At 60.8% G+C, this 21,184-nt stretch carries 13 protein-coding genes; 7 read left to right on the top strand and 6 right to left on the bottom strand.

Features of this window, described 5'->3' with window-relative positions:
* The first annotated feature begins 89 nt into the window (after window positions 1-89).
* Window positions 90-1,886, top strand: coding sequence for a PAS domain-containing methyl-accepting chemotaxis protein (locus M2360_RS15310; RefSeq protein ID WP_280776126.1), 1,797 nt, complete (start codon window positions 90-92; stop codon window positions 1,884-1,886).
* Between the two features lie 2 nt (window positions 1,887-1,888).
* Window positions 1,889-2,362, top strand: a complete 474-nt coding sequence (locus M2360_RS15305; RefSeq protein ID WP_280776125.1) for a chemotaxis protein CheW — start codon at window positions 1,889-1,891, stop codon at window positions 2,360-2,362.
* Between the two features lie 74 nt (window positions 2,363-2,436).
* Here M2360_RS15305 and M2360_RS15300 read toward each other — a convergent pair whose 3' ends face one another.
* The 5 genes from M2360_RS15300 to M2360_RS15280 all read right to left on the bottom strand — a co-directional run bounded on the left by M2360_RS15300 (window position 2,437) and on the right by M2360_RS15280 (window position 9,110).
* Window positions 2,437-3,195: a DUF4167 domain-containing protein gene (locus tag M2360_RS15300; RefSeq protein WP_280776124.1), complete on the bottom strand. Its 759-nt coding sequence runs from the start codon at window positions 3,193-3,195 to the stop codon at window positions 2,437-2,439.
* A 330-nt stretch (window positions 3,196-3,525) separates the two neighbouring features.
* Window positions 3,526-4,383 carry a peptide chain release factor N(5)-glutamine methyltransferase gene (gene prmC, locus M2360_RS15295; RefSeq protein WP_280776123.1) on the bottom strand — a complete coding sequence of 286 codons (858 nt, stop codon included), beginning with the start codon at window positions 4,381-4,383 and terminating at the stop codon, window positions 3,526-3,528.
* Window positions 4,380-5,465 carry a peptide chain release factor 1 gene (gene prfA / locus M2360_RS15290; RefSeq protein WP_280776122.1) on the bottom strand — a complete coding sequence of 362 codons (1,086 nt, stop codon included), beginning with the start codon at window positions 5,463-5,465 and terminating at the stop codon, window positions 4,380-4,382. The genes prmC and prfA overlap by 4 nt, the downstream gene beginning before the upstream one ends.
* Before the next feature lie 12 nt (window positions 5,466-5,477).
* Window positions 5,478-7,745, bottom strand: coding sequence for a phosphoenolpyruvate--protein phosphotransferase (ptsP, locus tag M2360_RS15285; protein WP_280776205.1), 2,268 nt, complete (start codon window positions 7,743-7,745; stop codon window positions 5,478-5,480).
* A gap of 90 nt (window positions 7,746-7,835) precedes the next feature.
* The gene (locus M2360_RS15280; protein ID WP_280776121.1) at window positions 7,836-9,110 is read right to left on the bottom strand and encodes an aspartate kinase; all 1,275 of its coding nucleotides are present in this window, start codon (window positions 9,108-9,110) and stop codon (window positions 7,836-7,838) included.
* A gap of 263 nt (window positions 9,111-9,373) precedes the next feature.
* On the opposite strand from M2360_RS15280, the gene M2360_RS15275 reads away from it, so the two are divergent.
* A complete protein-coding gene (locus M2360_RS15275) occupies window positions 9,374-14,707 on the top strand; it encodes a calcium-binding protein (protein ID WP_280776120.1) in 5,334 nt (1,777 codons plus the stop codon).
* Between the two features lie 10 nt (window positions 14,708-14,717).
* Here the strand turns inward: M2360_RS15275 and M2360_RS15270 are convergent, their stop codons facing one another.
* On the bottom strand, window positions 14,718-15,386 hold the full coding sequence (locus tag M2360_RS15270) for a TlpA disulfide reductase family protein (protein ID WP_280776119.1): 669 nt from the start codon (window positions 15,384-15,386) through the stop codon (window positions 14,718-14,720).
* Between the two features lie 34 nt (window positions 15,387-15,420).
* Between M2360_RS15270 and argH the strand changes: the two genes are divergently transcribed.
* The 4 genes from argH to M2360_RS15250 all read left to right on the top strand — a co-directional run bounded on the left by argH (window position 15,421) and on the right by M2360_RS15250 (window position 21,142).
* On the top strand, window positions 15,421-16,821 hold the full coding sequence (gene argH / locus M2360_RS15265) for an argininosuccinate lyase (RefSeq protein WP_280776118.1): 1,401 nt from the start codon (window positions 15,421-15,423) through the stop codon (window positions 16,819-16,821).
* Window positions 16,822-16,860: 39 nt separating this feature from the next.
* Window positions 16,861-17,106, top strand: a complete 246-nt coding sequence (locus M2360_RS15260; protein ID WP_280776117.1) for a lipoprotein — start codon at window positions 16,861-16,863, stop codon at window positions 17,104-17,106.
* A 14-nt stretch (window positions 17,107-17,120) separates the two neighbouring features.
* Window positions 17,121-18,392 (top strand): diaminopimelate decarboxylase, encoded by a 1,272-nt coding sequence (gene lysA / locus M2360_RS15255; RefSeq protein ID WP_280776116.1) that lies wholly within the window; start codon window positions 17,121-17,123, stop codon window positions 18,390-18,392.
* A gap of 116 nt (window positions 18,393-18,508) precedes the next feature.
* On the top strand, window positions 18,509-21,142 hold the full coding sequence (locus M2360_RS15250) for a TIGR02302 family protein (RefSeq protein WP_280776115.1): 2,634 nt from the start codon (window positions 18,509-18,511) through the stop codon (window positions 21,140-21,142).
* The last annotated feature ends 42 nt before the right edge of the window (window positions 21,143-21,184 follow it).

Genomic DNA, 21,184 nt, shown 5'->3' with positions numbered 1-21,184 from the left:
GTTTTTTCGGTTTTGACCCGAAAGCCCCAGCACCTCTCCACCTCATGGAGGACAGTCGAGTATCCTCGGCGGAAAAAGGCGAGCAAACAATGATAGGGTTCAATCTTGGCAGCGACGCGGCCAGTGTGTTGACTGCATTCCACAAATCACAGGCTATCATTGAATTCTCGATAGACGGCGAGATCCTGACCGCCAATGAAAACTTCTGTCGGGTCATGGGCTACAGACTCGAAGACATCAAAGGCAAGCATCACCGCATGTTCGTCGATCCCGTTGAGGCGGCGAGCGCGGCCTATGGCGAATTCTGGAGCAAGCTCAGACGCGGCGAATTCGACGCCCGTGAATATCTTCGGTTTGGAAAAGACAGGCGGGAGGTCTGGATCGCGGCATCCTACAATCCTGTGATCTCAGGCGGCAAAGTGCGCAAGGTCGTCAAGATCGCGACCGACATCACGGAGCGCAAGTTGAAAGCGATCGAAGACGCTGGCAAACTTGAGAGCATCTCCCGCATTCAGGCGGTGATCGAATTCACCCCATCGGGTGAGATCATTACCGCCAATGAAAATTTTCTCTCCACCCTCGGCTACACGCTGTCGGAAATCATCGGCAAACACCATTCGATGTTCTGCGACGCCGACTATGTGCGCTCGGACAATTACAAACATTTCTGGACCGACCTCGCCGCCGGAAAATTCAAGGCCGACGAATTCAAGCGCATCGGCAAGGGCGGACGCGCGGCCTATATCCAGGCGAGCTACAATCCGATCCTCGACCCGTCCGGTCGGGTGGTGAAGGTGGTGAAATTCGCCACCGACGTGACATTGCGCGTCAACGCCGTGGATGCCCTGGCGCATGGGCTTCGGGAACTCGCCGAGGGCAATCTCGACCAGACGCTGACGGTTCAATTTCCGGAAAATCTCCAGAGAATCCAACAGGATTTCATAGGCTCGATCGGCCGCCTCAAAAGCGCCATGAACGAAATCAGCAACAATGCATACGCCATTGGCGCCGGCGCCAATGAGATCCGCACCGCTGCGGACGATCTCGCCCGCCGCACGGAGCAACAGGCCGCATCGGTCGAAGAAACCGCCGCCGCTCTCGAACAGATCACGACCACCGTGGCCGATTCAAGCAAACGCGCCGAAGAAGCAAGCCGCCTCGTCAGCCGCACCAAGGAAAACGCCGAAAAATCCGGATCGGTCGTGCAACAGGCGATCAAGGCCATGGGCGCCATCGAGAATTCCTCACGCGAAATCTCCAACATTATCGGCGTGATCGACGACATCGCCTTCCAGACCAATCTCCTGGCTCTCAACGCAGGCGTCGAAGCAGCGCGAGCGGGCGAGGCCGGCAAGGGCTTCGCAGTCGTGGCCCAGGAAGTTCGCGAACTGGCGCAACGCTCGGCGAATGCCGCAAAAGAGATCAAGACATTGATCAATACCTCGTCCGAACAGGTCAAGGGCGGCGTCGGCCTGGTGGGGCAAACCGGCGAGGTCCTCACCGAAATCGTCGGCCAGGTGCAGGATATCGATCGCAATATTCGCGCCATTGTGGAATCGGCGCGGGAACAGGCGACTGGTTTAAAGGAAATTAACGAAGCCGTGATAACCATGGATCAAGGCACTCAGAAAAACGCCGCCATGGTCGAGGAATCCACCGCAGCGAGCCACGGTCTTGCCAGGGAAGTGAGCGCATTGAACACGCTGCTCGCGACTTTCAAAACCGGCGCTCCGCGACACCGGACGACTTCCACGCCAGTGGCCGCCGCTGCGGCGACGCCGTCAAGGTCGACGCAGCGGGCAAAGCCGCAGAGAATCAACCGGGCATTCGCCTCGCAAGGCAATGCCGCTATTGCCCAGTCCGCTGACAACTGGGAGGAGTTTTGAGCATGGCGACACCGCAGTCCACCACGATCTTCGAATCCGACACGATCGAAATCATCGCTTTCCGCCTGCACGATCAGGAATTCTGCGTGAAGACCACGACCATCCGCGAAATTCGCGGCTGGGCGCCGTCGACGCCGATCCCGCATTCGCCCAAGGACGTGATCGGCGTGATGAACCTTCGCGGCACCGTGATCCCGATTATCGATCTCGCTCGTAAACTGGGCTTGCCGAGCACCGCCGCCAACGAACGCAGCGCCATCGTGGTGACCGAAGTTCGCAACATGATCATCGGCATGCTGGTTGACCGGGTCTCTGACATTCTCACCATCAAGAGTTCCGAAGTCCAGCCGGCGCCCGAAATCACCACGTCTTTCGACAAGGCCTATACCGACGGCATCATTGCCCGCGAAAACGGCATGATCTGCTTCCTGAATCTCGCCAAGATGTTCCACGACCAGGAAGCCATCGCCGCCTGATCGACGATATGCATTGACGAAAAAGCCGCGCCCGACAGGATCGGACGCGGCTTTTTCATGTCTACCGATTGGACCTATTCGGCCGTCGCTGGCTCGGGCGCGGTCTCGCCGCCTTCGGCGTCCGCCGTCGCGGCGCGCGGCGTGCGGCGCGGACGACCTGCGCTGCGGCGACGCGGCGACTTTTCGCCGGCCGGTTTAGCGTCCTGTTGAGCAGATTCGGTTTCGATCTGCACTTCGGCCGGCACACCCTCAATCACTGGCTGCGGCGTGCTTTCGTCGATGATCGGTTGCGGCTGAACCTGAGGCTGAACATGCCGAGGAGCCGGCTTGTGCTGCGGCTTTGGCTGGACCTGTGGCGGCGACGGCTGGACCTGCTGCTGGGGCTGGACCTGCGGTTGCGGTTGCGGCTGGTAAGCAGCCTCGGCGGAAGACTGTTCGCCCCCGTTTTCGCCGTCATCCTCGTCGCGGTCGGAATAATCCTGACGATCCTGATTCTGATCAAGGCGATCGTCGCGCTGAAAACGCTCCTGATACATGGCCTGCGCCGCCGCGATGATGCGGTTATAGTGCTCGGCATGCTGAAGATAGTTTTCCGCCATGACCCGATCGCCGGAGCTCGACGCATCCCGCGCCAATGTCATGTATTTTTCGGCGATCGTCTGAGCTGTGCCGCGAACCTTCACATCGGGTCCGGAACTGTCATAGGTTCTGGTGAGCGGGTTCTGGCCCTTGCGGCCATTGTTGTTGTTATTGTTGTTATTGTTGTTGCTATTGTTGTTGTTGCCGCCGCTGCTGCGGCCGCGGCTGCGCTGCTTCTGCTGTCCAGGCCTCATAAATCATTCACCCGAAATGTCTGTTTCCATTGCGCTCTGACGCGCCGCATCGGCGTTGAGAGCGCAGCCTTCGCGCCTCGCTGTCGAGATCACGTCCACGGACGCCGCTGATCCCGGAAACTATTCCAAAAATCCAGAGCCCAGCACCGGACACGATATGTCAGGACGTTTGTTTTGAGAAACCCCAAAGCCCGGCAATCTATTTTCGAATCGCTGATCCAGCGGATGCCGCCCGGTGCATGAAGCGACCCTAGACCGCTTTCCGAAGGATTCCAAGCACTTTCTTAGGGTGTAACCCAATATTCCCTGGGCTATTGCAGCCAAGACCGGTCAAGGCTTGGAAAAAATCTGCACCCTGTCATTGCCGCCATAGTCGCGCCGCGCTTCCAGCAAAATGAAACCTTGGGCGCGGAAGATGTGTTCGACGGTCTGTCTTTGATCAAAGCCAGTTTCCACGGCCACAAAACCATCCCGGGCGAGATGCGCGCCGGCGCCGGCCGCGATCGCACGATAAGCGTCGAGGCCATCCTCGCCGCCATCCAGCGCCAGGATCGGATCGTGTTCGCGCACCTCCACATCGAGCGCAGGAATGACCGAAGAGGGAATATAAGGCGGGTTGGAGACGATCACGTCGAAAACACGGCCAGTTAGCGGCTCAAACCAGGAGCCGCTGCAGCCTTCGAAGCGGGACGCCATCCCCAAGGCATTCGCATTTTCCTGGGCAGTCGCCAGCGCCTTCGTCGAGAGATCGACGGCGACCCCACGGGCGATTGGCAATTCCGACAGCAAAGACAATAAAATAGCGCCCGTGCCGGTGCCGAGATCCACGATGGACAGCGGCTCGCCGCGCCTTGGCCTCAAACGCTCCAGCACCGCCTCGACGAGAATTTCGGTATCGGGCCGCGGCTCCAACGTCGCCTCGCTCAGACGGAATTCGAGACCGAAAAAGCCACGCCGACCGAGAATTCGGTGCGGCGGCTCCCCCAGGAGCCTGCGATCGAGCATGGCGCGCAGGCGCGCCTCGTCATCAATGCCGACAACGAGCTCCGATCGCGTCAGCATCGCCGCGCGATCGAGGCCCAAAGCTCCACCGACAAGGATGCGGGTTTCGGCTGCGGCGTCCTCTACGCCGCCGTCATGAAGGGCCTGGCGAAACTGCGCCATCATCTCGCCGAGCGTGACAGTCACAAAGCCCCGCTTTCGCCCAACCGCGCGAGTTCAGAGGCCTGGAAATCCGCGATCAGCGCATCGACGACATCGCCGAGTTCTCCCTGCATCACCCGGTCGAGCGAATAGAGGGTGAGATTGATGCGGTGGTCGGTCAACCGGCCTTGTGGGAAATTATAGGTGCGGATGCGTTCGGAGCGATCACCAGAGCCCACCTGGCTGCGGCGGTCGGCCGAACGGGCGCTGTCGGCGCGTTGACGCTCCATGTCGAACAGCTTGGAGCGCAACACCTGCATGGCTTTCGCACGGTTCTGATGTTGCGATTTTTCTGAACTCGTTACGACGATGCCGGTGGGAATATGGGTGATGCGCACGGCGGAATCGGTGGTGTTGACATGCTGGCCGCCAGCGCCCGAGGCGCGCATCGTATCGATCCGAATGTCCTCCTGGCGCACCTCGACATCGATGTCCTCGGCTTCCGGCAGGACTGCGACGGTGGCCGCCGATGTGTGAATGCGTCCTTGCGATTCAGTCGCCGGCACGCGCTGCACGCGGTGCACGCCGGATTCGAACTTCAATTTTGAGAACACCCCTCGCCCTGAGATTTCGGCGATGATTTCCTTGTATCCTCCCGCCTCGCCTTCGCTTTCGGAGAGAACTTCGACCTTCCACCCTTGCACCGAGGCATAGCGCTCATACATGCGAAACAGATCGCCCGCGAACAGCGCCGCTTCATTGCCGCCTGTTCCGGCCCGGATTTCGAGAATGGCGTTCTTTTCGTCCGCGGCGTCCTTGGGCAACAGGGCGATCAGGAGATCCTTCTCCAACTGCTCGATCCTGTCTTGCAGATCAGGCAATTCGATCTCGGCGAGATCGCGCATGTCGCGATCCATTCCGCTGTCGGCGAGCAGGGCGCGCAGGCCGACCAGTTCCTCTTCCGCCTTCATGTAAGCGGAGATCTTCGCCACGACCGGCTGCAGCTCGGAATATTCGGCCGCAAGCTTGATATAGATATCCGCCGCCGGGCCTTCGCCCATGCGCGCCTCGACCTCCGCAAAACGGCGTTCGAGTTCCTTCATCTTGTCGAGGGGAAGCGTGGCCAATGATTTATACCGTCAAAGCGGAATATTGTGTTCTTCGGCGAAGCGCTTCAGCAATTCGCGCATCGGCGCTTTCGGCGCTTTTTCGTCGATCGCGTCGCTCATCATGCTCTCCAACGCACCGGCGTCGAGTCCGAGCAGCATCGCCTTGACCGGACCGATGGATGCAGGCGACATCGAGATCGACCGGAAGCCCAATCCGAGAAGCGCCATGGCGGACAGCGGCTTGCCCGCCATTTCACCACACAGCGTCACCGGCGTATTGTTGCGCGCGCCAGCTCTGACGATATCGCGTAGGATACGCAGGAACGGTCGTTCCAGAATGTCGAAGCGATCAGACACACGCGCATTGCCACGGTCGACCGCCATGGCGAACTGGAACAGATCGTTGGAGCCCACCGAGACGAAATCCGTCTCCGCCATAAGCTCATCAAGCTGCCACAACAGCGAGGGAACTTCGAGCATCGCGCCGAACTGAAGTTTCTTCGGCAGCAGATGGCCGAATTTCGACAGATGCTGAACCTCTTTCTGCAGCAGCGCGCGGACGGCGCGCAATTCCTGAACCTCGGTCACCATGGGGATCATGATCTTCAGTTCGACGCCGCCCGCCGCCTTCAGAAGCGCACGCAACTGGGTGCGCAGAAGGCCTGGGCGATCCAGCGCCAGACGCACGGCCCGCCAGCCGAGCGCCGGATTCTCTTCCTTGATCGCCTGGAAATAGGGAACCACCTTGTCCGAGCCAATATCGAGCGTGCGGAAAGTCACAGGCCGGCCGGCCGCCTGCTTGATGACATTGCGGTAGAAAGCCTCCTGCTCCTCGCCCTTGGGCATGGTGGAGGCGATCATGAATTGCAGTTCGGTCCGGAACAGGCCAATGCCTTCGGCGCCAGCTTCCGAGAGCTGCGGTAAGTCGACCAACAGGCCGGCATTCATGTTGAGGCTGATGCGGCGACCGTCACGGGTGGCGGATTCGACCGCGCGCAATGCGCGGAACTGCTCCTGACGGCGAGCGCGGAAGCGCACCTTTTCTTCATAGGCCTTCTGCACATCCTGGGCGGGACGCAGATGGACCTTGCCGTCTTCGCCGTCGATGATGATGGCGTCGCCCTTTTCCGCCAGCGACACCGCGCCCTCAGCCTGCCCCACAACCGGGATACCCATGGCCTTGGCGACGATGACGACATGGCTGGTGACGGCGCCCTCTTCGAGCACCAGGCCCCGGACATTGGCGCGGGGATAATCGAGAAGTTCCGCCGCGCCCATGGCGCGCGCCACAATGATGGCGTCGTTCGGGAAAGCGGCGGCGGCGGCATGCGCGCCGTAACCGGCCAACTGGCGCAGCAGACGATTGGCGAGATCGTCGAAATCATGCATCCGCTCGCGCAGATAGGGATCGGTCAGACGCATCATCCGGGCGCGCGTCTCGCTCTGAACGCGCTCGACCGCAGCTTCAGCCGTCAGGCCGTTACGGATCGCCTCTTCGAGCTTGCGCACCCAGCCGCGGTCATGGGCGAACATGCGATAGGCTTCGAGCACGGCGCGATGCTCGCCCTCCATCGACACTTCGCGGCGCGACAGCATGTCGTCGATGCTGATTCGCAGCGAGCCCAAAGCTTCGCCCAGCCGGTTCAGCTCCAGTTCGACATCTTCATTGAGAAGATTGGTCACCACCACGCGCGGATCGTGCAGCACGACATAGCCGAGGCCGATACCATCGCCATAGGCGTCGCCTTCGATCGTCACAGGGCGGGACAGATCGAGTTCCTGGCCCGGCTTGGTGAGCTTCTTGAGCTCGCCCGACGCCACCATTTCGGCCATCACCATGGCGACGGTTTCGAGCGCCTCGACCTCGTCGTCGGAATAATGGCGCTGCGCCCGGTTCTGAACGACCAGAACGCCCAATGCGCGGCCGGCGCGCAGGATCGGCACGCCGAGGAAGGAATGGAACAATTCTTCGCCGGTTTCCGGCAGATAGGCGTAAGCCGGATGGCTTTGCGCATCGGACAGATTGAGCGGCTGGGCGGAGGCGGCGATCGTGCCGACCAGGCCCTCGCCCATCTTCAATTGGGCAAGGTGGACCGATTCCTTGTTGAGGCCTTCGGTGGCGTAGAGTTCGAGCACGCCATCGGCGCGCAGCACATAGACCGAGCAGACCTCCGCAACCATGTTGCGGGCGATCTGCATGACGATCCGGTCGAGGCGATCCTGAGGCTCCAGCGGCTCCGCCGAAAGCTCCCTGAGGCGCCTGAGCAGGATACGCGGTCCAGCTGCCATGTCTCTGATCACGAAGGCGCCCTTCCGAACTGCTCTACCAGGAAAAGGAGCCGCCGCAGATTGTCAAATCATCGCGCTGACGCGGCTCCCCCGCTCGTCTTACTTCTTATCCAGTCCGTAGGCCGAATGCAAAGTGCGAACCGCGAGTTCTCCATAGGCGCCGTCGATCAAGATTGAAATCTTGATTTCAGACGTCGTGATCGCCTTGATATTGATGCCCTTGGCGGCGAGCGCGGAGAAAGCCTGTGCGGCGACGCCGGCATGACTGCGCATGCCGATGCCGATCACCGACACTTTCACCAGACCCGATTCGCTCTGGATCACGTCGAAGCCGACAGTGTCCTTCTGCTCGTCGAGCACTTTCAGCGCCTTGTCGAGATCGCCGGTTGGCACGGTGAAGGTCATGTCGGTGCGCGAACCGTCTTCCGAAATGTTCTGCACGATCATGTCGACATTGATATGGGCTTCGGCGAGCGGCCCGAAAATCGCGGCCGATACGCCCGGCCGGTCGGCGAGACGGCGGAGCGAAATCTGCGCTTCATCCTTGGCGAAAGCGATGCCGGTTACGACTTCCTGTTCCACGATTTCTTCCTCATCACAAATCAGCGTTCCGGGCGGGTTGAGAAGATCGCCCATGCCCGGCGCATCGGGGTCTTCGAAAGACGAGCGCACGAATGTGCGGACCTTATGCACCATGGCGAGCTCGACCGAGCGCACCTGCAGGACCTTGGAGCCCAGCGAGGCCATTTCCAGCATCTCCTCGAACACCACCTTCTTCAGGCGCCTAGCCTTGGGCTCGATGCGCGGATCGGTCGTGTAGACGCCGTCGACATCGGTATAGATGTCGCAACGGTCCGCCTTGACGGCGGCGGCGATGGCGACGGCGGAGGTGTCCGACCCCCCGCGGCCCAGCGTGGCGATGCGGTTGTCAGGGCCGAGACCCTGAAAGCCGGCGACGACAGCGACCTGACCGTCCTGCATGCGGCGGATGATCTCCGCGCCGTCGATCTCCATGATTCGGGCGGCGCCATGGGCGTTGTCGGTGCGGATCGGGATCTGCCAACCCTGCCATGACCGGGCGTTGACGCCGAGAGACTGCAAAGCGATCGCGAGAAGACCCGAGGTCACCTGCTCGCCCGAGGCGACGACGGCGTCATATTCGCGCGCGTCGTAGAAAGGCGAATCCGCCTTGGCGACTTTCGGCGTGTTCTGCACCCAGCCGACGAGTTCATTGGTTTTTCCCGACATGGCGGAGACGACCACGGCCACTTCGTGGCCGGCGTCAACCTCGCGTTTGACGTGCCGCGCCACGTTGTGAATGCGGTCCAGATCCGCGACGGAGGTTCCGCCGAATTTCATCACGATGCGCGCCATGCCAGTCTTTTCCATATCCCGCGCGCCGAACCGGCTGCGCCAAACTGTCCGATTTTCGCCTTTGTCCGGCGAAATTGCGGGTCTCATATCGGAAGAACCCGGCTGTTTCAATGGGAGGATTGCGTTGCGAAAAGTGAAACTGGACGAGCCAGCCCCACTAAAGCTTCGGTCACTAAATCGGTAGGCATTCTCACCTGCCGGCAATTTTGGGTGGGCCATCGGCTTTTGAGCCAGCCTCCAAGAGCGTGACAAGGAGTCAGACCATGGCGAGCAACACGACGAAAACCGTTTCCGATCTCAGCACCGTGACGGGAACGTCCGCAGCCGAGACGATCGTGGTTACGAGTTCGGTCGCCAATGAGAGCCTCGACCTCGAAGGCGGTCGCGACACCCTGATCCTGAAAGCCACAGCCGGCAATACGGTAAAAGCGAGCAATATCGAATCCATTCTGGGCGCAAGCGGCGACGATACGATCCGATATGAGTCCGACCTGACGCAGGCCTCGATCAATCTCGGCGGCGGCGACGACAAGCTGCTGCTGCAGGACAATGGCGCGACGGTCACCATCTACAATATCGAGACGGTGACCGGTGGCGATGGCGTGCAGAAAATCGTCTTCGATCAGCTAGCCAGCGGCGTCGTCATCAATCTCGGCGACGGCGAGAAGGATTCGATCGACCTCGACAATTTCCGGACCAACCTCGTGACGGTTTCCAACACGGAGACCGTGCTGGGCGGCACCAACGACGACATCGTCTATGTCGCGACAGAATTGGACGGTGGCCGCATTGATCTGGGCTCCGGCAAGGACAAGCTGTTTTTCGAGGAAGCCGCCACGGTCACGATCGCAGGGGTCGAAACGCTGACCTCCAGCAGTTCCAACGACTATATCGTCTTGAACACGTCGGCCACTCGCTTGTTTTATGACCTCGGGGCCGGCTCTTCGGACGAACTGATCCTCAAGGGCGGCACGAACACCATCACCATCGCCAATGCCGAGACGGTTCTCGGCGGAAGCGGCGTCGACAGCGTTGTCTGGAGCGAGGCGGCGAAAGGCGTCGAAATCGATCTGGACAGCGGCAAGGATGTTCTCACGCTCGACGATTATCGCAACACGGCGTCGCTGTTCAGCATCGAGACCATCTATGGCGGAACGAGCGTCGACATCATTTTCATGATGGACAAGACGGCGACGACGGTCGACCTCAAGGCGGGCGACGACAAGATCACCCTGTTCGAGGACGGATCGACGATCTCGCTTCGCAACATCGAAACCATCATCGGCGCCAAAGACGGCAAGGACGTCGTCACGCTTGGAACGCAGGCGAAGGGTCTGACCATCGATCTGCGCGGCGACAACGATACGCTCAAGCTCGGCAAATTCAACAACACGGTGTCTGTCGAGGGTGTCGAAACGATTGGCGGCACCACGCACACCAAGTCGGACGACGTGACGGTGCTGGACCAGCTGACCGGCGGCAAATACGATCTCTACACAGGCAATGACCGCCTGACGCTTGGAAATTTCGACAATACGATCACTATCGTCGCCATCGAAACGGTGATCGGCGGTACCGAAGACGATCTGATCACCGTCTCCGGCAAGCTCACGCGCGCCACCATAGATCTCGGCGACGGCGATGACCAGATCACGCTCGCCAGCGCAGAGAATTCGCTGACCATTGGCGGCGCTGAAACCATTCTCGGAGGCGGTCAGGTCGACTACATATTTTTGGGCGCGCAACCTACCGATGGCGAGTTCTCCGTCGACCTCGGCGCGGGCGTCGACACATTGGAGACTTCGTCTGCCGGCAATACGGTGACGGTCGAGAATGTCGAATCGATTATCGGCAACGCCGGCAACGACACGATCTACCTCGTCTCGGCTGTCAGCAGCCTGTCGATCGACCTAGGCGACGGCGAAGACACCGTGGACTTCTCGGAGACGGGCGCCACAATCAAGCTTTCAAACGTCGAAAACGTCAATGCGGATGATTCGAGCGTCAACAACAGCGTGACGTTCGAGACCCAGATCACCGGGGGCTTGGTCACCTTGGGTTCGGGTCTCGACATCGTTACGCTCGCCAGTTTCGCCAACACGGTAACGGTCGTGAATGTCGAGACCATCGTCGGCGGCAAGTCTGCCGACAAGGTCTATGTCTCCGGCGATTACACTACAGGAATGATCGACCTCGGCAGCGGCAGCAACATATCGGATCGTCTCGACCTGTCTCAGGTGACGTCTGACACGACCCTGACCATTGGCAACGCCGAAGTGATCGTCGGTTCAGCCGAATCCGACATTATTACAGTCACCAACACACAGAACGGCATGGAGGTCGACCTCGGCGCCGGCAGCGACGCGCTGATTATCTTAGACCGCGCGACTGCCTCCGTCAGCAACGCCGAAACGATCATCGGCGACGAAAACACCCAGAAGATCGTGCTTCTGTCGGCTTTTGTCGGGGAAATCGATCTGGGCAACCCAGAGGACACGGTTGACAGCACAACCGGCGAGACGATCAGCGGCAGCAGCGACAAAGACGTGCTGCTTCTCGGCGCGACCTCGGCGTCGGACGCGAACACCGTGACCATCAGCAATATCGAGTCGGTCGTCGGCTCGAGCGTTTCCGACGTTCTGACCCTGGGCGCAGGCGTTTCCGCGATGCAACTGGATCTCGGCGACGGCCTGGATCAGGTCATCTTCGATTCCTCGGGCGGCACCGTCTCGCTGATGTCGGTGGAGACCGTCACCGGGAGCACCGCCTCCGACAGCGTCATATTCTCCAAGCAGGTCACCGGTGCGGAGGTCGACCTCGGCGATTCGACCGACACGCTGTCCCTGGCCAACTTCTTCAACACGCTCACCGTGACAGATACGGAAACGATTACTGGAGGCAACACCAACGACGTCTTGACACTCGACGGAGACGTCACCGGCTTCAACATAGATCTGGGCGCCGGAAATGACACGGTCAATTTCGGAACTTCGCACACCACCGTCACGCTCACCCGGGTGGAAACGGTCAATGGCGGCAGCGGCAGCGATATGGTGACGCTGGGAAACGCCGTGACTGGCGGTTATTATGACCTTGGAGGGGAATCGGATCAGCTGATCGTCAACGACTCGGGCTCCACGCTCACGGTATTGAACGCCGAAACCATTACGGGCGGTTCGGGAGCAGACAAGATCTATCTTGGCGCAAACGGGTCTGTCCTCGCTGATCTCGCCGGTGGCTTGGACACCGTCTATCTCTATTCCGGCGGCAGCACGATCAGCATTCAGAACGTGGAATCCGTGTCAGGCGGATCGGCGGATGATCTGGTCGTTCTGGCCGCATCCTATACCGGGGGCACGCTCGATCTCGGGTCTGGAACAGACACGGTAAAAATCGACGCCAGCGGCTCGACAATCACGATCATAGGGGCCGAATCGCTCACCGGCGGCAGCGGTAGCGATACAGTGACGCTCGGGAATTTCATCAACACACTCACCGTGACGGATACGGAAACGATCATAGGCGGCACCACCACTGACGTATTGACGCTTGAAGGGAACGTCACCGGCTTCTACATTGATCTGGGGTCGGGATACGACACGATCACGTTTGGAAGCGCAAACACCACCGTCACCCTCTCCCAGGTCGAAACAGTCACTGGCGGCAGCGGTAGTGATAAAGTGACGCTCGGAAACGCCGTGACGGGCGGTTATTATGACTTGGCGGGGGGATCGGACCAACTGACCCTCTTTGGATCGGGCTCCACCGTCACCGTGCTGAACGCCGAAACTATCACCGGGGGTTCGGGCGCGGACAAGATCTATCTCGGCGCCAACGGTTCCGTCCAGATTGATCTCGCCGGCGGCTCGGATGACGCCGTCTATCTCTATTCTGGGGGCAGCACTGTCAGCATCCAGAACGTGGAATCGGTGTCAGGCGGATCGGCGGACGATCTGGTCGTGCTGACAAGTTCCTATGCTGGTGGAACGCTCAATCTCGGTTCGGGAACAGACACGGTGAAAATCGACGCCACCGGCACGACAATGACCCTCATCGGGGTCGAATCGGTCACCGGGGGAACCGGATCCGACGTTGTGACATTTGTGGAACAGGTGACCGGCGCCGTTCTGGACCTGGGGGCAGGCACAGACCAGCTCACATTTGCTAACTACAATAATACAGGCACCATTCAAAACATCGAAACCGTGACCGGCGGCAGTCAGAGCGATACGATCTACTTGTCAGACGCATGGACGGGCGGAACCTTCAACCTCGGAAGCGGCCAAGATATTTTGTATTTCGATGACGGCGGCACGCTGTCGGTCGGCCTTATCGAAAGCGTCTATGGTTCGATCGACGCGGACAATCTCACGATTACCGCCGCAAGCGCCATTGCCATGATCGACCTCGGAGACAGCAACGACATTCTGACGTGGTCGAGCGTGGCGGTGACCGCGACGCTCGCCAACATCGAGTCGCTCAACGGCGGCTCGCAGGCCGATATCATCGTGTTTGATTCAGCGCTATCTGGAGCCGCGATCAGCCTCGGCGAAGGCAGCGATCGCCTGACTCTCTACAGCGGCGACGGCAACACCGTAACCGTAACTGGCGCGGAAACCGTGATCGGTGGAAGCGACCGCGACAGCATCTATTTGGGATCGTCCAGCTATCTCGGCTATTTCAGCCTCGGTTCCGGCATTGATACGCTTGAACTGGGTTCGGGCAGTAACACGATCACGCTGACCAGCGTCGAAACGGTTACGTCCGGCGCGGGCGACGACAAAATCGTCTTTTCCGGATCAGCCCAGGGGATCATGCTTGAACTCGGCAGCGGCAACGACTCCGTCACGCTCGACAATGCGGTGAATACGCTGACGATCGAATTTGCTGAAACCATCACTGGCGGCAACTTCAACGATACGGTGCAGCTGGAAGGAGACATGACAGGCGGTGCGATCAGCTTGGGCAGCGGCGAGGATTCGGTGACGTTCATAGATGGCGTGACCGCAACCGCCACGGCGGTGGAGACCCTAACTGGCGCCTCGGAAGACGATTCGATCACGCTGAGCGCGAGTTATACTGGCGCCTATATCGATCTCGGCGGCGGCACAGATTACATCACTTTTGCATCGACAGGCACTGCGACGCTGGCCAACGTCGAAAACATCATCGCTGGCGCTGGTGTAAACATCATCGTGCTGGACGAGGACACATCGGATTACTCCAAGATCGAACTCGGCACAGGCGACGACAAAATCAACATGGGCCTTGGCCTCAACACGGTCTATGGCGGCACCGGCACCGATCAGTTTATCTACACCAGCATCAACCAGTCGACATCAACGAAAACCGACGTGATCGCGGACTTCACTGCGGCTACGGACGATCTGGTCTTCACGGGCCTACTAACCGGCACATTCAACTATCTCAGCAACGCGACATCGTTCAGCGCGACGAGCAATTCCCAGGCCTATTTCTCTGAGACCGGCGACAAACTCTATGTCGATGTCAACGGAGATGCGACCACCGACATGGTGATCCAACTGACCGGCATCGACTATGACGACCTAACCACTGCCGACTTCATCTGGAGCTAAGTGTTTCGCCTCAGGCGCCCTCGCCGAGGGCGCCTTTGATCAGGGCCTTGGCGTCGTCGCTATCCCAGGCGGCGGGGCCGTTCATGGCGCCGAGCATGCAGCCCTGGCCGTCGATCAGCACGGTGGCCGGCAGGCCCATGGCGACGCCGAGCTTCTTGAGCGCGTTGAAGCTCGACAGGCTGGCGTCGTGATGCAGCGGCAGAGCGTCTATCTTGTTGTCCTTGAGGAAGGCGAGTGGCTTCGCCGCATCGCCATTGTCGAGATTGATGGCGGTGACCTGGAAGCGATCGCCGCCCATGGATTTCTGCAGGCCATTGAGGGCCGGCATTTCCTCGCGGCAGGGGAAACACCATGTCGCCCAGAGATTGACGAGCTGGACCTTGGGACGGTAGCCGTCGATCGACACGTCCTTGCCGGCCTCGTCTTTCAGCACGGGAAGTGACAGCGGCGCGGGATCGTTGGCCGGAATGAAGGCCGCCACCTGCCCCTTGGCGAGGGGTTGAAGGCGCGCCGCGACAGCCTTGGCCGCTGCGCATTGGCTGGCGGCGATTGCCGATGCGGCATTGCCATCGCCGGCTTCCTTCATGTAAACGGCGATACCACCGGCGACGAGCCCCGCAAGGGCGGCGATCGCCACGAGTTTGGTGGAGGGAAAGAGGGTCGGCTTCTTGTCCTTCATCGGGTCCATCTCTTGAAAAACGGCAAGGCGCGTCATGTCCGAGGGCAATTCGAATTCTTCCTCCAACCAGATGTGGGGCGGCCGCTTCGCGGCGGGCCCGGCGTCCATCATGGAGGAAATCAACGCCTCGATCGGCTTCGACAAGAAACTCTACGCCCAGGACATCGCCGGCTCGATTGCCCATGCGACCATGCTGGCGGCGCAAAAGATCATCACGGACGCCGATCGCGACCAGATCATCGCCGGGCTTAATCAGATCAAGGGCGAGATTGAAAGCGGACAATTTGTCTTCTCACGCAAACTTGAAGACATCCACATGAATGTGGAGTCGCGGCTGGCCGAATTGATCGGCCCCGCCGCCGGCCGCCTGCATACCGGCCGCTCGCGCAACGACCAGGTCGCGGTGGATTTCCGCCTCTGGGTCAAGGCCGAACTGATCAAGACGGACGCGCTGATGACCGGCCTGATCAAGGCCTTTCTCGACAAGGCCGAGGCGCATGCCGATACCGTGATGCCGGGCTTCACGCATCTGCAGACCGCCCAGCCGGTGACGTTCGGCCATCACTGCATGGCCTATGTGGAAATGATCGGCCGCGATCGCTCGCGCGTCCGCGACGCCATCGCCCGGCTCGACGAATCCCCGTTGGGCGCCGCGGCGCTGGCCGGCACGCCCTATCCGATCGACCGTCACATGACGGCGCAAGCGCTTGGTTTCCGGGAGCCGACCCGCAATTCGATCGACACCGTCTCGGATCGCGATTTCGCGCTGGAATTCCTGTCGCTTGCCGCCATCTCGGCCACGCATCTGTCGCGTTTCGCCGAGGAAATCGTCATCTGGACGACGCCGCAATTCGGCTTCATCAAGCTTTCGGACGCGTTTTCGACCGGGTCGTCGATCATGCCGCAAAAGAAGAATCCCGACGCCGCCGAACTGGTGCGGGCCAAGACCGGCCGCATCAACGGCTCGCTGATCGCGCTGCTCACGGTGATGAAGGGCCTGCCGCTCGCTTATTCCAAGGACATGCAGGAAGACAAGGAACAGGTGTTCGACGCCGCCGAAAGCCTGGAGCTGGCGCTGGCCGCCATGACCGGCATGGTCGCCGACATGACGGTGAACGTGACCAAGATGAAGGCCGCCGCCGGCGCCGGCTTCTCCACCGCCACCGATCTCGCCGACTGGCTGGTGCGCGCCGTCGGCCTGCCCTTCCGTGAAGCCCATCACGTCACCGGCCGCGCCGTGGCGCTGGCGGAAAGCAAAGCCTGCGATCTATCCGATCTCTCGCTTGATGAATTGCAGGCTATCCATCCCGGCGTGACGGATGACGTCTACAAGGTCGTCACCGTCGAAGCCTCGGTCGCCGCGCGCAAGAGCTATGGCGGCACCGCGCCCGACCAGGTGCGCCACCAGATCGCCGTATGGCGCGAGCGGGTCTGAACCATCACGCCAGCGTGCGCGCGCATCAAGATTATAGAGATGCGCGCCGCTGGTTTTTTCGCTAATCAGGACGGCAGTCAGTTTCAAGGATCCGCGATGTCGAAGACCCTTTCAGTCCGCTTTCTTTCGATTGCCCTCTTGATTTCAGCCGGGCTGGCGCTGTCCGGCTGCGGCCGCAAGGGCGATCTCGAAACGCCCGGTCAGACCGAGCCTGTGCAGAAGCCCAAGGCTGGCGAAAAAGCCAAAATTGAAGATCGACCCTTCATCCTCGACCCCCTGCTCTGATCGGATTCTCCGCCGTGAACCATTTCGACTACAAGGACGGCGTTCTCTACGCCGAGAATGTCTCCGTTCCCGAGATCGCCGCCGCCGTCGGCACGCCGTTCTATCTCTATTCCACCGCCACACTCGAGCGCCATGTGCGAGTGTTCAAGGAAGCCTTTGCGGATGTGGATTCCCTCGTCTGCTACGCGATGAAGGCCAACTCCAACCAAGCGGTGTTGAAGACGATCGGCCGTATGGGCGCTGGCATCGATGTGGTGTCTGAAGGCGAATTGCGCCGGGCGCTCGCCGCCGGCATTCCCGCCGATCGCATCATGTTCTCCGGCGTCGGCAAGAAGAAGCGCGAGATGGATTTCGCCCTGGACGCCGGCATCTACTGCTTCAACGTCGAAAGCGAGCCGGAACTCGAAGCGCTGAACGCCTGCGCCATCGCCAAGGGCAAGCGCGCGCCCGTCTCCTTCCGCATCAACCCCGATGTCGACGCCAAGACGCATTCGAAGATCTCGACCGGCAAGAAGGAGAACAAGTTCGGCATTTCCTATGACCGCGCCCGCGCCGTCTATGCTCATGCGGCGACGCTCAAAGGCATCGAGGCAACCGGCATCGACATGCATATCGGCAGCCAGATCACCGATCTCCAGCCCTTCGACGACGCCTTCCGGCTGCTCGCCGAACTGGTCGAGATGCTGCGCGCCGACGGCCACCATATCGAGCATGTCGACATCGGCGGCGGCCTCGGCATTCCCTACAAGCTCGACAACAATCCGCCGCCCAATCCCGAAGCCTATTCCAAGGTGGTCAAGAACCAGCTGCGTGGTCTGGGCTGCAAGATCGTCACCGAACCGGGTCGTCTGATCGTCGGCAACGCCGGCATTCTGGTGACCGAAGTCGTCTATGTGAAGGATGGCGGCGACAAGACCTTCGTCATCGTCGACGCGGCCATGAACGACCTCATCCGCCCCACGCTCTACGAGGCCTGGCACGAAATCATGCCGGTGCAGATCACGGCGGCCAGCGCGCCGCGCATCCGCGCCGATGTCGTCGGCCCCGTCTGCGAAACGGGCGATTATCTGGCGCTCGATCGCGAAATGGCCGAACCGAAACCGGGCGACCTCCTCGCGGTCGGCTCCGCTGGCGCTTATGGCGCGGTGCAGGCCGGCATGTATAATTCGCGTCCTCTCATTCCCGAAGTGCTGGTCAAGGATGACGCCTTCCACGTGATTCGGCCGCGTCCGAGCTATGACGAGATGATTGGCGCGGACAGTATGCCGGATTGGCTGGACGTCTGACGGTCAATCAGCGAGACCTAAAGTCATTGTGATCGCGCAAAAGGCGGGGCTTGCCTCGCCTTTGCCGAAAAGAATGTTATTGTTCTGCTTCGGTCTCAACGCATCAAGGGCTCCGGATGACAGCGACGGACAACAACGCGACGCCGCCAGATTTGAGCCGCCTGAGACGGCGGATCGGCTGGATGCGGAGGCTTGCCGCCTCGGTGATCGTCGCGGAGCGGGGGATTGTCCTGCTGCTGCCGGTGCTCGGCGTCATCAGCCTGTTTCTCATCGCGAGTTGGTTCGGCCTTTGGCGACCGCTGCCCGCCGGCGTAAAAATCGCCGCGCTCGTGGCTTTCGCGCTGGGATTTTCCGCGTCGCTTCTTCCGCTCGGCCGTTTCCGCTGGCCGACGCCGGATGAGATAGACGGGCGGCTCGAACAGAAGAGCAGCCTCCGTCATCAAGCGATCCGGGTGCAGGACGAGGCGCCGGCGACCTCGGATCCTTTCGGGCTCGCGCTTTGGAAAGCCCATCAGCAGCGCATGGCGCACAAGATCGGCGCCATCGACAGCGGCGGCCCCTCCCCTGACATCGCCCGACGCGACCCTTACGCGCTGCGCGCGCTTGCCGTGCTCGGTCTGGTGGTTGCCTGGAGCTTTTCGTTGTCGAATCTCGGCGGACGGGTTTCCGACGCCTTCACATTCTCGTCGCCTGAAGCGATCGCGGCGGCGAGCCGCATAGACGCCTGGCTGACCCCGCCGGCCTATACCGGGGCCGCGCCGATTTATCTGACCGCGCAGCACGGCGCCAAAGCGCCGGCTTCCAAGCGGGAAGAACCCGTCGTCGCGCCGCAATTTTCCGTCCTGACGGTCCGCGTCAGCGGTCCCGCCGCCGAAGAAGAGGCGAGCTTCACGCCTGCGAGGTCAGACAAGAACGTATTGTTGACGCCCGACAAGCCGACCGCCGCAAACACCGCCGTCAAGGCGCCAAACAGCGCCCCCGAAAGCGTGAGCTATACGGTCAAACTGGCGCGCGACGGCGCCTTTGCGCTGGGCGCGACCCAATTTGCGTTCAAGATCACCGCAGACGCAGCCCCGAAGATCCGCTTCGACAAGGAACCTGATCGCGCTGTGAACGGCGCGCTGGAAATCTCCTTCGCCGCCGAAGATGATTACGGCATTGCCGAAGCCCGCGCCGAGATCAAGCCTGTTGATCAGGACGCAAAGGCGATCGCCCTGTTCGAGCTGCCGGTTTTCCGGCTGGATGTTCCCGGCAATTCCAAAACAGTGAAAGCGACGGCGAGCCGGGACCTGACCGAACATCCGCTGTCAGGCAAGAAGGTCGCGGTCACGCTGATCGCCCGCGACGCCGCAGGACATGAAAGCCGCAGCGAAACCAAGACGATTATGATGCCGCAGCGCATCTTCACGCAGCCGCTGGCGGGTTCGATCGCTGAGCAAAGGCAGGTCTTCGCGCTCGACGTCAACCAGGTCCCCAAAGCCTTGCTGCTCTCCGAAATCGCCGGTTTCCGCGCCGACGAGACAATCCCCAATCTCTCACACTACCTGATGCTCGAATCGACCCGGAACCGTCTGAGACTCGCCAATGCCGTGCCGGGGCTTGAGGAGACGGCGGCATATTTCTGGGATGTGGCCCGCTATATCGAGGACGGCGATCTGTCGAATGCAGAAAAGCGCCTTCGCGACGCGCAACAGAAGCTTTCGGAAGCCCTGTCGCGCAACGCCTCCGACAAGGAGATCGAGGCGTTGATGAAGGAATTGCGCGAGGCGATGAAGTCCTACCTCACCGAACTCGCCAAGCGCATGGGCAATCCCGAAAACAATCAGATGGCCAGCCAGCCACAGAAGATGCTGCGGGCGCAAGACATCGACAAGATGCTGAACCAATTGGAAAATCTCGCCCGCTCAGGCTCGCGCGAAGAGGCCCAGAAGCTGCTGTCGGAAATGCAGCGCATGCTGAACAATCTGCAGACCGCACGGCCGCAGAACAATCGCCAGCAGGGCGACAATCCGATGCGCGACCAGATCGATCGTCTGGGCGAACTGATGCAGAAGCAGCAGAAGCTGATGGAGGAGACCCACCGTCTCGAACAGTCTTTGCGCGACCGCATGCAGCGCGGCGATCCGCTTGACGATCAGGGCCTCAACAACAACGAAGATCCTTTCCAGGACATGGCGCCGCCAGGCGAGGACGGTCAGCCGCAGGCGGGCGACCAGAAGGACAAGGAACAATCGCCTGAAGACAAGATGACCGCCGGCCAGCTGCGCGACGCGCTAAAGGCGCTTCGAGAGCGCCAGTCCCAGCTGCAGAAAGATCTCAAGGGCATGGAGAAAAAACTCTCCGAACTCGGCATGAAGCCCATGCCGGGCTTTGGCGAGGCCGGAAAGGAAATGGGTGATTCGGCCGAAGCGCTCGGAAAGTCTCAGGGACAGCGCTCCGCCGACGCGCAAGGACGGGCGCTCGAGGCGCTGCGCAAGGGCGCGGGCGAAATGATGCAGCAATTGCGCCAGGCGGGCGAAGGTCAGGGACAGGGCATGGGCATGCCCGGCCAGCAGGCCGACGGCGCTGATCCTTTGGGCCGCCGCCCCGGCCAGATGGGCAGCGACATGGACGAACAGGTCAAGGTGCCCGACCAGATCGACATTCAGCGGGCGCGTGAGATCCTCGAGGAAATCAGAAAGCGTCTCGGAGAAGGGCCGGCGAGCATCATCGAGCGCGATTATCTCGAAAGGCTGCTCGATCTCAAATGATCGGAGATATTCTGGGTAGAAGCGGCTCTGCATGAGCGCTGA

It is taken from the genome of Rhizobium sp. SG_E_25_P2, assembly GCF_029892285.1.
Taxonomy (GTDB): domain Bacteria; phylum Pseudomonadota; class Alphaproteobacteria; order Rhizobiales; family Rhizobiaceae; genus Rhizobium_E.
Note: the sequence above shows the minus strand (reverse complement) of the source record. Positions and strands in the feature narration are given on the sequence as shown.

Bases quoted from the DNA above. Each gene is read 5' to 3' on its own strand.
- M2360_RS15310 (WP_280776126.1), top strand. From the start codon at position 90: ATGATAGGGTTCAATCTTGGCAGCGACGCGGCCAGTGTGTTGACTGCA.
- M2360_RS15275 (WP_280776120.1), top strand. From the start codon at position 9,374: ATGGCGAGCAACACGACGAAAACCGTTTCCGATCTCAGCACCGTGACG.
- M2360_RS15250 (WP_280776115.1), top strand. From the start codon at position 18,509: ATGACAGCGACGGACAACAACGCGACGCCGCCAGATTTGAGCCGCCTG.
- M2360_RS15300 (WP_280776124.1), bottom strand. From the start codon at position 3,195: ATGAGGCCTGGACAGCAGAAGCAGCGCAGCCGCGGCCGCAGCAGCGGC.
- M2360_RS15280 (WP_280776121.1), bottom strand. From the start codon at position 9,110: ATGGCGCGCATCGTGATGAAATTCGGCGGAACCTCCGTCGCGGATCTG.
- argH (WP_280776118.1), top strand. From the start codon at position 15,421: ATGTCCGAGGGCAATTCGAATTCTTCCTCCAACCAGATGTGGGGCGGC.
- M2360_RS15260 (WP_280776117.1), top strand. From the start codon at position 16,861: ATGCGCGCCGCTGGTTTTTTCGCTAATCAGGACGGCAGTCAGTTTCAA.
- M2360_RS15305 (WP_280776125.1), top strand. From the start codon at position 1,889: ATGGCGACACCGCAGTCCACCACGATCTTCGAATCCGACACGATCGAA.
- M2360_RS15270 (WP_280776119.1), bottom strand. From the start codon at position 15,386: ATGAAGGACAAGAAGCCGACCCTCTTTCCCTCCACCAAACTCGTGGCG.